We start from the raw sequence: 14,279 nt of genomic DNA, 5'->3' as shown, positions 1-14,279 counted from the left end.
CGGTTTGTTTCGCTTCGGAATATTCCGCCTGGTGGACGACACAGAAGGCCGTAGAAGGCATGGCCTGAACACAAAAGGGCGGGATAGCGCTCAGGTGAGGCTCTCCCATCAATATCCGCTCAGTGTCTTCAGTTGTCCGTTTCGGCGCTCGTTTCGCCGCCCGTTCCCACCAGTGCGTACGTCTGTGTCGCGATCTCCAGCTCCTCGTCCGTCGGGACGACCGCCACCGCGACTCCGGAGTCCGCGGGCGAGATCAGCCGGGGTTCCTGGCTCCGTACGAGGTTCAGGGCGCCGTCCACGGCCACGCCCAGCCCCTCCAGGCCGGCCACCGCCGCCTCGCGCACCGGCGCCGCGTTCTCGCCGACCCCGGCCGTGAACGCGATGGCGTCCACCCGGCCGAGTACCGCGTAATAGGCGCCGATGTACTTCTTCAGACGGTGGATGTAGATGTCGAAGGCCAGCCGGGCCGCCGGGGCGTCCGCGCCGCCCTCGTCGATACGGCGGCGGATTTCCCGCATGTCGTTGTCTCCGCACAGGCCGATCAAGCCGCTCTTCTTGTTGAGAAGAGTGTCGATCTCGTCCGTGGACATTCCGCCAACACGCGCCAAATGGAAGATGACGGCCGGATCCAGGTCACCCGACCGTGTCCCCATGACCAGCCCCTCCAGCGGCGTCAGCCCCATCGAGGTGTCCACGCACTTCCCGCCCTGTACGGCGGACGCGGACGCGCCGTTGCCCAGGTGCAGCACGATCACGTTCACGTCCTCGGGCGCCCGGCCGAGGAGCTTCGCCGTCTCCCGGGACACATACGCGTGGGACGTGCCGTGGAACCCGTACCGCCTGATCCGGTACTCGTCGGCCGTCTTCACGTCGATCGCGTAGCGGGCCGCCGACTCCGGCATCGTGGTGTGGAAGGCCGTGTCGAAGACGGCGACCTGGGGGAGGTCGGGGCGCAGGGACTGGGCCGTACGGATGCCGGTGAGGTTCGCCGGGTTGTGGAGCGGTGCTACGGGGATCAACCGCTCGATCTCCGCCAGTACCGTCTCGTCGACGACCGTCGGCTCGGTGAAGGTCTGGCCGCCATGCACGACGCGATGCCCTATGGCCGCCAACTGAGGTGAGTCCAGACCCAGTTGGTCCTTCGCCAGCTCCTCCGCGACCGCCTTGAGAGCGGCCCCGTGGTCGGCGATCGGACCCGTGCGCTCACGGGACTCCCCGCCCGTCGCCAGCGGGGTGTGCTTCAGACGGGACGTCTCCTCGCCGATGCGCTCCACCAGGCCCACGGCGAGCCGGCTGCTGTCGCGCATGTCGAGCAGCTGGTACTTCACCGACGAGGAGCCGGAGTTGAGGACGAGGACGCGGGTCGCGGTCACTGGTGGGGCACCTTCGGGGTGGGGACGGAGTCGGTGGTCTGGGCCTGGATCGCCGTGATCGCGACCGTCGTGACGATGTCCGGGACCAGGGCGCCCCGGGACAGGTCGTTGACCGGCTTGCGCAGGCCCTGGAGGACCGGGCCGACGGCGATCGCGCCGGCCGAACGCTGCACGGCCTTGTAGGTGTTGTTGCCGGTGTTGAGGTCCGGGAAGATCAACACGCTTGCCTGGCCCGCGACTTCGGAGCCGGGCAGCTTGGTGGCGGCCACGGTCGGCTCGACGGCCGCGTCGTACTGGATGGGTCCTTCGATACGGAGGTCAGGGCGCCGCGAGCGCACCAGCTCAGTCGCCTCCCGCACCTTGTCGACATCGGCCCCCGACCCCGACGTACCCGTCGAGTACGACAGCATCGCGATCCTCGGCTCGACGCCGAACTGCTCGGCGGTGGCGGCCGACTGGATGGCGATGTCGGCCAACTGCTCGGCGTTCGGGTCGGGGTTGACCGCGCAGTCGCCGTAGACGAGGACCTTGTCGGCCAGGCACATGAAGAAGACGGAGGAGACGATGTCGGCGTCCGGCTTGGTCTTGATGATCTCGAAGGCGGGGCGGATCGTGGCGGCCGTGGAGTGCACCGACCCCGACACCATGCCGTCGGCGAGGCCCTCCTGGACCATCAGGGTGCCGAAGTAGTTGACGTCCGAGACGACGTCGTAGGCCAGCTCGACGGTGACGCCCCGGTGGGCGCGGAAGGCGGCGTACTTCTCGGCGAACCTGTCCCGGAGTTCGGAGGTCTGCGGGTCGATCAGCTGGCAGTCGCCGAGGTCGATGCCCAGGTCGGCGGCCTTCTTGCGGATGCCGTCGACCGGGCCGAGCAGCGTCAGGTCGCACACGCCCCGGCGCAGCAGCACCTCGGCGGCGTGCAGGACGCGCTCCTCGGTGCCCTCGGGCAGGACGACCCGGCGCTTGTCGGCGCGGGCGCGTTCGAGGAGCTTGTGCTCGAACATCATCGGCGTGACACGGTCGCTGCTGGGCGCGGAGACCCGCTTGAGCAGCTCGGTCGTGTCCACATGCCGCTCGAAGAGACCGAGGGCGGTCTCCGCCTTGCGCGGGGTGGCCGCGTTCAACTTCCCCTCCAGGGAGAAGAGCTGGGCGGCGGTGGGGAAGCTGGTGCCGGCCACGGAGACGACCGGGGTGCCGGGGGCGAGCCGGGCGGCCAGGGTGAGGACCTCGTCGCTGGGGCGCTCGTTCAGGGTCAGCAGGACGCCCGCGATGGGCGGCGTACCGGCGCTGTGCGCGGCGAGGGCGCCGACGACCAGGTCGGCGCGGTCACCGGGGGTGACGACCAGGCAACCGGGGGTCAGCGCCGTCAGGAAGTTGGGCAGCATCGCGCCACCGAAGACGAAGTCCAGCGCGTCACGGGCGAGGCCCGAGTCGTCGCCGAGGACCACCGTGCCGCCGAGCGCGTGGGTGATCTGGGCGACCGTCGGCGCGGAGAGGGCGGGCTCGTCGGGGAGGACGTAACAGGGCACGGGGAGACGGGAGTCGAGGCCCTCCGCTATCCCGGTGCGGTCCTCGCGGGCGACGCGGTTGGCGACCATGGCGAGGACGTCGCAGCCCAGCGCCTCGTACGCGCGGTACGCGTTGCGGGTCTCGGCGAGGACCGACTCGGCGGTCTGGTGGCGTCCGCCGACGACCGCGACGACGGACGCGCCGAACTCGTTCGCGAGGCGGGCGTTGAGGGCCAGCTCGTCCGGGAACTGGGTGTCGGCGAAGTCGGTGCCGAGGACGAGCACGACGTCGTACTCACGGGCGACGCGGAGGAAGCGGTCGACGAGGGTGGAGACGAGTTCGTCGGTGCCCTGCTCGGCCTGGAGCGCGGAGGCCTCCGGGTAGTCCATGCCGTACACGGTCGCCGGGTCCTGGGAGAGGCGGTAGCGGGCGCGCAGCAGCTCGAAGAGACGGTCCGGGTCGTCGTGCACGAGGGGGCGGAAGACGCCGACCCGGTCGACCTGCCGGGTCAGCAGCTCCATGACGCCCAGCTCGACGACCTGGCGGCCGTCGCCCCGGTCGATCCCGGTCACGTACACGCTGCGGGTCGTCACGCGTGCTCTCCGTTTCGTCGCTCGGTTTCGTCGCTCGGTTTCGTTCGACAGTACCTGCGGCGCCGGCCAGGGCACCTGGTAGGCCCGTCAGGATCGGGTGTGTGCCAGGGCGTGAAACAATTGGAACGGCTCACCGGTATCAAAGGCCCGCAGAGCGATCACAGCGAGCAGGAGACACAGCACGATGCGTATCGGAGTTCTCACCGCAGGCGGCGACTGCCCCGGCCTGAACGCAGTGATCCGGTCGGTCGTGCACCGAGCGGTCACTCAGTACGACGACGAGGTCATCGGCTTCGAGGACGGCTACGCCGGTCTGCTCGACGGCCGCTACCGCACGCTCGACCTCGACGCGGTCAGCGGCATCCTGGCCCGTGGCGGCACGATCCTCGGCTCCTCCCGCCTCCAGCGCGACCGGCTCCGCGAGGCCTGCGAGAACGCGCAGGACATGGCCCGCGAGTTCGGTATCGACGTGCTGATCCCGATCGGCGGCGAGGGCACGCTGACGGCGGCGCGGATGCTGAGCGACGCGGGTCTGCCGGTGGTCGGCGTCCCGAAGACGATCGACAACGACATCTCGTCCACGGACCGCACGTTCGGCTTCGACACGGCGGTAGGCGTGGCGACCGAGGCGATGGACCGCTTGAAGACCACTGCGGAGTCCCACCAGCGCGTGATGGTCGTCGAGGTCATGGGTCGGCACGCGGGCTGGATCGCCCTGGAGTCAGGCATGGCCGCCGGCGCCCACGGCATCTGCCTGCCCGAACGGCCCTTCGACCCGGCCCACTTGGTGAAGATGGTCGAGGAACGCTTCGCGCGCGGCAAGAAGTTCGCGGTCATCTGCGTCGCCGAGGGCGCGCACCCCGCCGAGGGCAGCATGGACTACGGCCACGGCGAGATCGACCAGTTCGGCCACGAGCGCTTCCAGGGCATCGGTACGGCACTCGCGTACGAACTGGAACGCCGGCTCGGCAAGGAGGCCAAGCCGGTCATCCTCGGCCACATCCAGCGCGGCGGCACGCCCACCGCGTACGACCGCGTCCTCGCGACCCGGTTCGGCTGGCACGCGGTGGAGGCCGCGCACCAGGGCACGTTCGGGCGGATGACGGCGCTGCGCGGGACGGACGTGGTGATGGTGCCGCTGGCGGAGGCGGTCACCGAGCTGAAGACGGTCCCGAAGGACCGGATGGACGAGGCGGAGTCGGTGTTCTAGGCGTTTTTGTCGGTCACGGGGGTGGGGTGTTCGTGTCGACCCTCGCCCAGAAGTGCTCCACGATCCGTTCGAGGAAGTCGCGTCCGGCGTGGCTCGCCTCGGTCGCCGCTGAGCCGTCCGACCAGGTCATGGTGGCGGCCAGCTGCCCCTGGTAGTAGCGGTGCAGCTCCTGGAGGACGCCCTCCAGGAAGCGCCGGTTCAGCGGCACCATCTTGTTGACGGGGCGGACGTACGCCTGCCAGCGCGTCGTGACCGCGCTGCGCAGCAGGCCGGCGAGCTTGCCGTCGAGGCCGGTGAGGGTGAGGAAGTCGGCGAGCGAGAGTTCGAGCACCTCGGCGAGGATCGCGGACTGCCGCTCGGTGCCGCGCCACTCGCCGCTCTCCTCCATCCGTATGTAGTCGAGGAGTTCGAGCCCGACGGCCTGGGCGACGTCCTCGGCGGCGAGGTTGCGCGCGGCGCGGTGCTCTCGCAAGGTGCGGGGGCGGCCGATGAGTTCACAGGGTGCGCACCACAACACGCCTGCGAGGGCGGTGAGTTCGCTGCTGCCGGGGGCCATTGTGCCTTGCTCCCAGGCGATCACGTGGTCGGGCGTGATGTACGGCAGCCCGTACGAGACGCGCATCCCGTACGCGACGTGCTCGGGGCCCATTCCGAGGGCCATGCGGAGTCTGCGGGCGGCGTGGGCGTCGAAGGGCGGGTTCGGTGGTGTCGGCGGCATGGGCGGTGGGGGCGGAACTGGGGGTCGGCGCACGCGCCACAAGCTAGGGGTGCCGGGCGGCGGTGACTACGGTCTGTTCGGCCACAATTACGGATCGTAGGAAACTACGGGGTTGGGGGTGGGGTGCGGGTGGTCGCGGGTGATTCCGGGTTGACCGAAGGTGGTGGGTCGGTGGCCGGGCGGGGGCTGTTCGCGGGCGTCCGATCGTGCGAACGGCAAGGTGGTGGGGCATATGCGCGGGGGTTTGGGGGGTGGGTGTCGGTGGGTGGGGCCGTCTGTTGATCCGCTTCCGTTTCGCTGTCGCGGGCGGGTGTCGAAGGTGCGTGCGGGGTGGTTGGGGCTTGGTGGGGTGGGTGACTGGCGAGTAGGCGCGGCGCGATCTGTGCGGTGGGTGTGGCTTGTCGGTGCGGCCTGTCGGCGTGCCTGTCGATGTGGGGCCCCTGACGTACCATCAGCGTTATTTCGCTTGGTGGTTGGGCTTCGGAGGGTGGTGGTCTTGTGAGTGGCAAGGCGGAGGAGGAGAAGGTGGCGAAGGTGATGAAGGTGACGAAGATCGAGGGGCACATACGGGAGCGGCTGCTGGCCCCGAACTTCTGGCACCTCGCGACGGTCGGCGCCGACGGGATGCCGCAGATCTCGCCGATGTGGGTCGACATCGAGGGCGATCACGTCATGGTCAACACGGCCATCGGCCGCGTGAAGGAGGAGAACCTCCGCGTCAACCCGAACGTCTCGCTCTCCCACCACGACCCCGAGAACCCGTACGACCGTGCGGAGATCCGGGGGCGCGTGGTGCGGTTCGTGGAGGGCGAGGAGGCGGAACGGTCCATGGACCGGCTCACACAGAAGTACATCGGCGAGGAGCGGTATCCGTGGCTGCTGCCGGGGGAGCGGCGCGTGATGCTGTTGATCGAGGTGACGCGGGTGCGGCGGGTTGTGGGCGTCGAGCCGTTCAGGCCCGGGGTGCTGCCCGAGGCGTGAGGGGGTGCGCTACGGGGGCGCACTAAAGGAGGTGGTCTGCTTTGCCGGCCTTGATGTCCTGGATGAGGGTGCGGAGGGCTTCTCGGGTGTCGGTGAGGTAGGTGTCTTCTTGGCCTGCGATGGATATGTAGGCGTTGTTTTGGGGGTCGGTGCCTATGCGGAAGCAGTTGGCGCCTTCGGCGCAGAACGGTTCTTCCCAGGTGATGTCGGGCACGGAGACTCCTCAGAGTTGGCGGGCGATCGTGTGGATGAAGTCCCGCGACGCGCTGGGCGGGAGCGATGCGGCTTCCATCCAGTCCAAGTGGGCACGGTACTTGTCGAGTTGGGACTGGCCGTGGGTGAACTCGGGGCCGTGTGCGGAGTCCAGTTCCACGGTGTCGAGTTGCGGGACGGACCCCTCGGCGTAGGTCACCGCCTGGCCGGCGCCGGGGAACGCCCCTGCCTTGTAGGGGATCACGCGCACGCCGATGTTGTCGCGCTCGGACACCTCGCAGAGGCGTTCCAACTGGCCGCGCATCACTTTGACGCCACCGAACTCGATGCGCAGGGCGGCCTCGTGTACGTAACCGACGTAGGTGATCGGCTCCTCCCGGTACAGCACCTGCTGCCGTTGTAGGCGAAGGGCCACGCGCAGTTCGACCTCCGCCGGTGAGAGGGGCGGGAGCGCGGCGCTGAAGAGGGTGCGGGCGTAGCCGTCGGTCTGGAGCAGGCCCGGCATGATCATGGCCAGGCCCACGCGCACGGTCCTGGAGTGCCATTCCAGTTCCGCGATGTCCAGGAGCCCTGCGGGGACTTGCCCCCGGTACACCTCCCACCAGCCGCGCGTACGTGTCCCGACCATGTCGGCCAGAGCGTCGACGTACGCCTCGTCGCGGCAGGCGTAGTTGCAGGCGAGGGTCCTCAACCGGTCTGCGCTGATGGCCCGGACTCCGGACTCGATGTTGGACACCTTCGTCCGGTCCAGCCCGAGCAGCCCTGCGGCGTACTCCGTGGTCACGTCTGCGGCGAGACGCATCTTGCGCAGTTCGGCGCCCAGGCGCTTCTGGCGTTCCGTCGGTGTCGACCTCGGCGGCATGTGTCATTTCCTCCAGCGGGTGCGGCGCAAGTCTGCCCCTCGGGCGCCTGGTTGGTCCACCAGGCTAGTGGTAATTCCGTTGAGTAGGTGGCAAAAGGCCACCTGATGTGTCTACAGTCGGTGACGAGTCGCTTACGGATCGATGTCGCCGGAAGTGCATCGCGCGAGCATGCCTGCCTTCTCCTTCCCTGGGAGGGGTGCGCTCGCGCCAGGGAGACAGGCCACTGGTCGGGTTTACGTCGACTTCGCCAAGTCCGCTGCCCAGCAAGGGAGTTCGCCATGTCCGCATCGCCGACCGTCTCGGCCTGTCTCGTCTCGACCGACCTCACGGAGGGGTCGCCGCCGTCTCCGGACTCGCTTGTCTACGGCTTCACCCTGCCTGCCGAGGCGGTGAGTTCGCGGGTTGCCCGGGCCACTACTCGGGTTGTCCTCCAGACGCATGGGCTGGAGGAGATGGCGGACGTTGCGGTGCAGGTGGTGGGGGAGTTGACGGCTTGTGCGTTTCGGCTCGGTGGGGACGGGCCGGTGTATCTGTCGTTGCGGTGGTGGGAGGGGGAGTTGCAGGTGGTGCTTTATGACGGGCATCGGCGGCATGTGCATCCGCGGCTGGCTGCGGCCTGCGATGAGCGGAGGGGGGATGTGTTGCGGGTTTTGGGGTGCGTGGTGGAGGGGTCTGGTGGGGAGTGGGGGTTCGGGGAAGCGAGGGAGCCGGGGGGTGGGACTCGGATGTGGGCTGTGTTGCCTGGGCGAGGGGCTCGGGAGTTTGCGGGGGTGGGCGTGGGAACGGTGTGAAGCGGGGAGTGGGGCGGTCGTTATTACTGCTCCTCGGCCCAGGTGCGGGCCTGGTCGGCTTCGGCGGTGTCGCCGGCCTGGGTGTAGGCATCGGCGGCCTGGAGCCAGCAGGCACGGGCCTCGCCGGAGCGGTCCGCGGCCCGGTGGATGAGGGCGAGGTTGTGGAGGACCTGGCCCGTCCTGTACCAGTCCTCGAACTCCCGGTAGCCCTCCAGCGCCTTCTCGTACCCCTCAACCGCCTCCACCACCTGCCCCACCTCCCGCAGGAGGGGGCCGAGGTTGTGCCACGTCATGGCCTCGCGGTGGTGGTCCCCGGCGGCCTGGAACAGGTCGCGGGCGCGGGTGTGCGCCTCGACTGCTTCCGCCACCCGCCCCGCCACCCGCAGCGTGAGGCCGAGGTTGCCCCACGCGCTGGCCTCGCCCTGGCCGTCCCCGGCGGCCTGGTGCAGCTCCCGGGCGCGGGTGTGTGCCTCGACTGCCTCCGCCACCCGCCCCGCCACCCCCAGAGCGCTGCCGAGGTTGTTCCACGCGACGGCCTCGCGGTGGTGGTCCCCGGCGGCCTGGTGCAGGTCGCGGGCGCGGGTGTGTGCCTCGACTGCTTCCGCCACCCGCCCCGCCCCCCGCAGAGCGCTGCCGAGGTTGTTCCACGCGACGGCCTCGCGGTGGTGGTCCCCGGAGCGGACGGCCGCCTCCAGACCAGCCTGGCCCACCCCGACCCCGTCGTCGAAGTGCCGCCGCCACTCCAGGTAGATCCTCAGACATTCGGCCAGCCGCGAGGCCGTGTCCGCAAACCGTTCCCGCTCCCCCCACCCCACCGCTGCCACCAAACCCGCACGCTCCCCATCCAGCCACCCCAACGCCTCACCCCGCCCCTCGAACCGCCCCGGCACCGGCCTCCCCGGCAACCACCGCAACCAGTCATCAGCCGCATCCGCCCGCGCGAGGTAGGAGCCCAGCACCCGCCCCCGCGCTGCCTCTCCCTCCTCCACCAACTCCGCATCCCCCGCCACCACACCCACCCCGAACACCCGCACCAAGTCATGCAACCGCCACCGCATGCCGCCGTCCGAACCGCCGTCAGCCCTGACCGGTGCGACGAGGTATGTGGCGGCCAGGCCCTCCAAGAGGCTCAGGGTGGTTTCCATGTCGAGGTTGGTCAGGGCGGCCACCGTTTCCGTGCCGGTGTCCGGGCCGGGTGCGAGGGCGAGCAGGCGCAGCAGACGGGCCTGGTCGGGCGGGAGGCGTCGGTACGAGGTCTCCAGGACCGGGCGGAGGACGAGGGAACGGCCGTACTGGTCGGTGCCGAGCGTGCCGTTGTCCAGCGCGACCGTCGGGTCCCCAGCCCCCTTGATCTCGGCAACCAGGGAAGCGGTACCTCGAAACCGGCGTCGGCGCAGCATCGCAGCGGAGATCTGGAGAGCGAGAGGCAAGTAGCCGCAGAGAGCGGCCAGTTCGTGCAACGCGTCGGGCTCGCGCGCTGGGCGTTCGTCGCGCTCGTCGGCGTCATGAAGAGCGCGGGTGACGAGTGCGACCGAGTCGTCCTCAGGGAGCGTTTCCAGGTCGATGAGGCGGACGCCGGTGAGGGAGTCCGGGCGGTCACGGGACGTGATCAGTACCCGGTGACGGTCGGTGCCGGGCAGGAGGGGAAGGTACTGGGCCGGGTCCGACGCGTTGTCCAGGATCAGCAGCATGCGGTTCCGCCGCCCGGCGAGGAGAGTGCGGTACGTGTCGTACTGGCGCGCCGTCGTCGGCGGCAGGTCTGAGCCTCGTACCCCGAGCGCGTCCAGCAGCGCCAGCACCGCCTGATCGGCGGTGACCGGATTGTCGTCGTAGCCGCGCAGGTCGACGAACAGGGTTCCGCCGGGAAACCAGCCCTGGGTACACGCCTGATGCGCCGTCTCGATCGCCAGTGCCGTTTTGCCGATGCCGCCCATGCCCGTGACGGCGCAGATGAGCAGAGGGCGTGCGGCGGAGCCCGTCGGGTCGGGTTCCAGGCGGGGCAGCAAGCGGCCCAACTCCGCCGAACGGCCGGTGAAGCCCAGCGGCCGGGGCGGGAGCGTGGCCGTCGCTACCGGTACCGGGCCATGGGAGTGGCCGGGGCCGAGCCCGCCTCGCCCCGCGTCCTCGCTACCGTCCGTCCTCGTCGCCGGGTCGATGTCCGACGAACTTCGCGACGAAGGAGCCGTTGAACGTGCTCTGTCGGAAGTCGAAGTGGTCCCCTCCGTACGTATCGCCGCGAAAAGGACCCTCCCGAGGGTCGGTGGTCTGTTTCGGGGTCAGCTCGCGGAGTACGGCCACGGCAGCCGCTGCCGCGTTCCCTGCGGCCCGGGGTTGCGAACCCCCCTTGTCCTCCTCGGCCTTGTCGCTGATGCCTCGGATGATCAACGCGCCCGCCTCACCGGCGAGTTGGACGGCGTTGGCCACGCCGGAACTCTCCATCTCGATGGCGACGGCGTCGTTGTAGTGCTCGTGGATGTGCTGGGCGAGCTTGGACTTCCTGTCCGCGAGGAGTACGTCTCCGACGGCGATCGGCTTGAAGTGCGTCTTGAAGTCCGCCGTGTTGCCCAGGGCCTCCTTGGCCGCCTGTTCCAGGCGGTGTGAGGCGTGCCAGGCCTCCGGGCGGACCAGGAAACCCTCGGGGGTCTCCTTGCCGCCGTGGATCGAGTACACCTTCGTCGCGACCACGACATCGCCGATTCCGATGTCCTCCTTGAGGCCGCCCGCGACACCGACGAGCAGTACGGCCTCGGGGTCCAGCCACGTCAGTACGCGCTCGGTGAGCGTGGCTGCCGTGAGTGTGCCTTCGCCCATGTTGACGAGGACCACCTGCCAAGGCGTGTCCGGGAGTTGGCCCAGCTTGGCCTTTGTGCCGTAGCGCGGGTGGGTCAGCGTCTCGATGTCCGTGAGGTGCTCCCGCACTGCGTCGTACTCCAGCGACAGCGCGGTCAGGACGGCAACGGTTCTCTGAGTCTCCGGCACCTTTCTACGGTACTTGGCGGGCGTACCGTTATGTCACGCGATGGGCGAAGGCGGCACGGGGGACGGGCGGCACGATGGCGACCGAGTACGGCGGGGATCACATCGACCTGCGCGGTGCGAGCGTTGCGGGTTCGGTGACGGTGAAGGCCGTGTACCGCGAGCACGCGCCGGCGCCGAGTGCGCTGGATGCCCTTCCCGCCAGGGCGGTCGGTTTCACCGGGCGCGAGGCTGAACTCCGGGAGTTGCTGGACGCGTTGTCGGGTGGCGGGCCTGAGACGGTGGTTGTCGCTGCCGTGTCGGGGCTCGGTGGCATCGGCAAGACCGCGCTCGCCGTCCAGGCGGGGTATGAGGCATGCGGAAAGGGCTGGTTCCCGGGTGGGGTGCTCTTCGTCGACCTGCACGGGTACGACGAGGAACCGGTTACGGGGGAGCAGGCTCTGGAGGCGTTGCTTCGGGCGTTGGGGACGGAGCCGGAGCACATCCCGGCGTGTGCGGACGATCGAGCCGGGTTCTACCGCTCGGCCCTCGCCGACCGCGCCCGGGAGCAGGGCCCCGTACTGGTCCTGGCCGACAACGCGTCCTCGCCGACTCAGGTGCGGCCACTGCTGCCCGGCGGCGGCACGGGACACCGGCTCCTGGTCACCTCCCGGGACCGGCTGCCCCAACTGGGGGCACGGCTACTGGCGTTGGACGAACTGACGCCGGAGGAGGCGTACGACCTCCTCGACCGTGCCCTGCGGATCGCGCACCCCGCCGACAGTCGCGTCGCGGACGACCCCGAGTCGGCCACGGACCTCGCCACCCTCTGCGGACACCTGCCGCTCGCCCTCCAGATCGCGGCGGCGCTTCTCGTGGTGGACCGGGACAAGCCAGTAGCTGAGCTGACCGCCGAACTCGCAGAGTCCCGCGACCTGCTCGGGCACCTCGACGACGGCGAGCGCAGCGTCCGTGCGGCCTTCGATCTGTCGTACAAGCGGCTCCCGCCCGAACAGGCCCGGGTGCTGCGTCTGCTGGCGCTGGCGCCGGGGCCGGACGTGAGCGACGAGGTCGTTGCCGCGCTCGTCGGGACGGACACCCCTCCGGTCCAGGCACTTGAGGCCCTGGATCGTGCCCATCTCGCTGAGCCGGATCGGGGGAGCGGACGTCGACGGTGGCGCTTGCATGACTTGGTGCGGGCGTTCGGGGTGGGTGTGGTGGCCGGGGACGCGGGGTGGTCGGAGGAGGGAGAGGCGGCTCTGGGGCGGGTGCTGGACTTCTATTGCGCGTGGGCGTACCCGGCTCATGCCTGGTTGTGGTGGTTTCCGGGGAGGCCGGCGCCGGGGCGGTTCGGGGGGCGGGGGGAGGCGTTGAGGTGGCTGGACGGAGAGCGTGCTGGTCTGGTGGCGGCGGTGGGCTGGGCGGAGCGGGAGCGGTTCGCGGGTACGGCGGTACGGCTGGCTGAGTGCCTGGCGGTCTACCTGGAATGGCGGCGGTATTTCGATGACGGGGTTGTTGTGGGCCGGGCCGCGCTGGAGGCCGCCCGCCGTTTCGGGGACCGCAAGGCCGAGGCCGGCGCGTGGGACCACCTCGGTCTCGCCCTGCGGTCGGCAGGTCGAGCAGCGGAGGCGGTCGAGGCTCACACTGGCGCTCGCGACCTGTACAGGGCCGTTGGGCACGGCCACCGCGAGGCCGGCGCGTGGAACAACCTCGGTCTCGCCCTGCGGGAGGCGGGCCGGGTGACAGAAGCAGTCGAGGCGCACACCCGGGCCCGCGACCTGTACCAGGCCGTCAGGGACCGCCACCGCGAGGCCATCGCGTGGAACAACCTCGGCCTCGCCCTGCAGGGGGTGGGTCGGGTGACGGAGGCGATTGACGCGCACACCAGGGCCCGCGATCTGTGCCAGGTCGTCAGAGACCGCCAAGGCGAGGCCATCGCGTGGCACAGTCTCGGCGCCGCCTTGCAGGGGGCGGGTCGGGTGGATGAGGCGATCGAGGAGTGGGGCAGGGCACTGGAGGTCTACCGGGAGTTCGAGGACTGGTACTGGACGGGGCAGGTCCTGCACAACCTCGCCCTGATCCACGAGTCCGCCGCCTGTTCCGCCGAGGCCCGTGCCTGCTGGGTTCGCGCCGCTGACGCCTACACCCGGGTCGGCGAAACCGCGAAAGCCGACCAGGCCCGTGCCCGCGCCGAGGCGCAGCAATAACAGCCGCCCCAACTCCCCTCCTCACCCCTTAACTGCCCCACCCAGCGCAAACCCCCCACCCAACCGCCGAGCCACCACCACATACAACAAAATCACCGGCGTCGAATAAATAACCGAAAACGCAGCCAGCTGCCCATAAACAACCGTCCCCCGGTTCCCGAAGAAATCATTGATGCTCACACTCGCCGGCATCTGATCCGGCGTAAGCAACAACATGAACGGCACGAAGAAGTTCCCCCACATCACCACGAACGAGAACACCGTCACCACCGCCACCCCGGGCCCCATGAGCGGCAGCACGATCCGTACCAGGGACTGGAACGCCGACGCCCCGTCCGTCCACGCCGCCTCCTCCAGCTCCTTCGGGACGCCGTCCATGAAGTTCTTCATCAGCCAGATGGCGAACGGGAGTTGGGACGCCGCGAAGAACAGGATCGTGCCCTGCATCGTGTCGATCAGGTTCACCTGGACGAACAGTGCGTACACCGGCACCATGATCGCCGTGATCGGCAGGCTCGTCGCGAACAGGATCGTCAGGAGGAACGGGCGGTTGAAGCGCGATCTGAACCGCGACAACGGGTACGCCGCCAGCGCCGCGCACACCACCGTCAACGCGGTCCCGCCCCCACACAACAGCAGGCTGTTGAGGAGCGGTGTGAAGGTGATCTCCGGGGTCAGTACCGCGTCGAAGTTGTCCAGCGTCAGGCCGTCGGGGGCCTTCACCCGCAGGTCCGCGTGCGGGTCCAGAGCCGAGAGGATCACCCATGCCAACGGGAGGACGAAAGCCGCCGCGACCACCAACAAGCCCGCATCCGCCGCCAGTCGGCGGCTCCTGCGACGGGACTTCAGGACAGTGGTCACCTCGC

The 14,279-nt window shown here is 69.6% G+C and carries 11 protein-coding genes; 3 read left to right on the top strand and 8 right to left on the bottom strand.

Going from position 1 to position 14,279, the window contains the following annotated elements; translation table 11 throughout:
* Positions 1-128: 128 nt before the first annotated feature.
* Positions 129-1,373 carry an acetate kinase gene (locus tag OG787_RS13850; RefSeq protein ID WP_369035641.1) on the bottom strand — a complete coding sequence of 415 codons (1,245 nt, stop codon included), beginning with the start codon at positions 1,371-1,373 and terminating at the stop codon, positions 129-131.
* The gene (gene pta / locus OG787_RS13845) at positions 1,370-3,475 is read right to left on the bottom strand and encodes a phosphate acetyltransferase (RefSeq protein ID WP_405535387.1); all 2,106 of its coding nucleotides are present in this window, start codon (positions 3,473-3,475) and stop codon (positions 1,370-1,372) included. Before pta ends, OG787_RS13850 begins: the two co-directional genes overlap by 4 nt.
* 184 nt (positions 3,476-3,659) lie before the next feature.
* Between pta and OG787_RS13840 the strand changes: the two genes are divergently transcribed.
* Positions 3,660-4,685, top strand: a complete 1,026-nt coding sequence (locus tag OG787_RS13840) for an ATP-dependent 6-phosphofructokinase (protein ID WP_369035643.1) — start codon at positions 3,660-3,662, stop codon at positions 4,683-4,685.
* A gap of 13 nt (positions 4,686-4,698) precedes the next feature.
* Here OG787_RS13840 and OG787_RS13835 read toward each other — a convergent pair whose 3' ends face one another.
* Complete coding sequence (locus tag OG787_RS13835) at positions 4,699-5,403, bottom strand: helix-turn-helix domain-containing protein (RefSeq protein WP_405540484.1); 705 nt, start codon at positions 5,401-5,403, stop codon at positions 4,699-4,701.
* Positions 5,404-5,940: 537 nt separating this feature from the next.
* On the opposite strand from OG787_RS13835, the gene OG787_RS13830 reads away from it, so the two are divergent.
* The gene (locus tag OG787_RS13830; protein WP_369035671.1) at positions 5,941-6,384 is read left to right on the top strand and encodes a PPOX class F420-dependent oxidoreductase; all 444 of its coding nucleotides are present in this window, start codon (positions 5,941-5,943) and stop codon (positions 6,382-6,384) included.
* Between the two features lie 22 nt (positions 6,385-6,406).
* Here the strand turns inward: OG787_RS13830 and OG787_RS13825 are convergent, their stop codons facing one another.
* The 4 genes from OG787_RS13825 to OG787_RS13810 form a co-directional block, all read right to left on the bottom strand.
* Positions 6,407-6,598 carry a hypothetical protein gene (locus OG787_RS13825; protein ID WP_405535386.1) on the bottom strand — a complete coding sequence of 64 codons (192 nt, stop codon included), beginning with the start codon at positions 6,596-6,598 and terminating at the stop codon, positions 6,407-6,409.
* Positions 6,599-6,607: 9 nt separating this feature from the next.
* Positions 6,608-7,459, bottom strand: a complete 852-nt coding sequence (locus tag OG787_RS13820) for a helix-turn-helix domain-containing protein (RefSeq protein WP_405535385.1) — start codon at positions 7,457-7,459, stop codon at positions 6,608-6,610.
* 815 nt (positions 7,460-8,274) lie between these two features.
* Positions 8,275-10,185, bottom strand: coding sequence for a tetratricopeptide repeat protein (locus OG787_RS13815; protein WP_405540483.1), 1,911 nt, complete (start codon positions 10,183-10,185; stop codon positions 8,275-8,277).
* 193 nt (positions 10,186-10,378) lie between these two features.
* The gene (locus tag OG787_RS13810) at positions 10,379-11,230 is read right to left on the bottom strand and encodes a nucleosidase (RefSeq protein ID WP_405535384.1); all 852 of its coding nucleotides are present in this window, start codon (positions 11,228-11,230) and stop codon (positions 10,379-10,381) included.
* Positions 11,231-11,304: 74 nt separating this feature from the next.
* On the opposite strand from OG787_RS13810, the gene OG787_RS13805 reads away from it, so the two are divergent.
* Entirely contained in the window at positions 11,305-13,413 is a 2,109-nt protein-coding gene (locus OG787_RS13805; protein ID WP_405535383.1) for an ATP-binding protein, read from the top strand.
* Between the two features lie 21 nt (positions 13,414-13,434).
* On the opposite strand, the gene OG787_RS13800 is transcribed toward OG787_RS13805, so the two are convergent.
* On the bottom strand, positions 13,435-14,274 hold the full coding sequence (locus tag OG787_RS13800) for a carbohydrate ABC transporter permease (protein ID WP_405535381.1): 840 nt from the start codon (positions 14,272-14,274) through the stop codon (positions 13,435-13,437).
* Between the last annotated feature and the right edge of the window lie 5 nt (positions 14,275-14,279).

It is taken from the genome of Streptomyces sp. NBC_00075, assembly GCF_045041225.1.
Taxonomy (GTDB): Bacteria; Actinomycetota; Actinomycetes; order Streptomycetales; family Streptomycetaceae; genus Streptomyces; species Streptomyces adonidis.
Note: the sequence above shows the minus strand (reverse complement) of the source record. Positions and strands in the feature narration are given on the sequence as shown.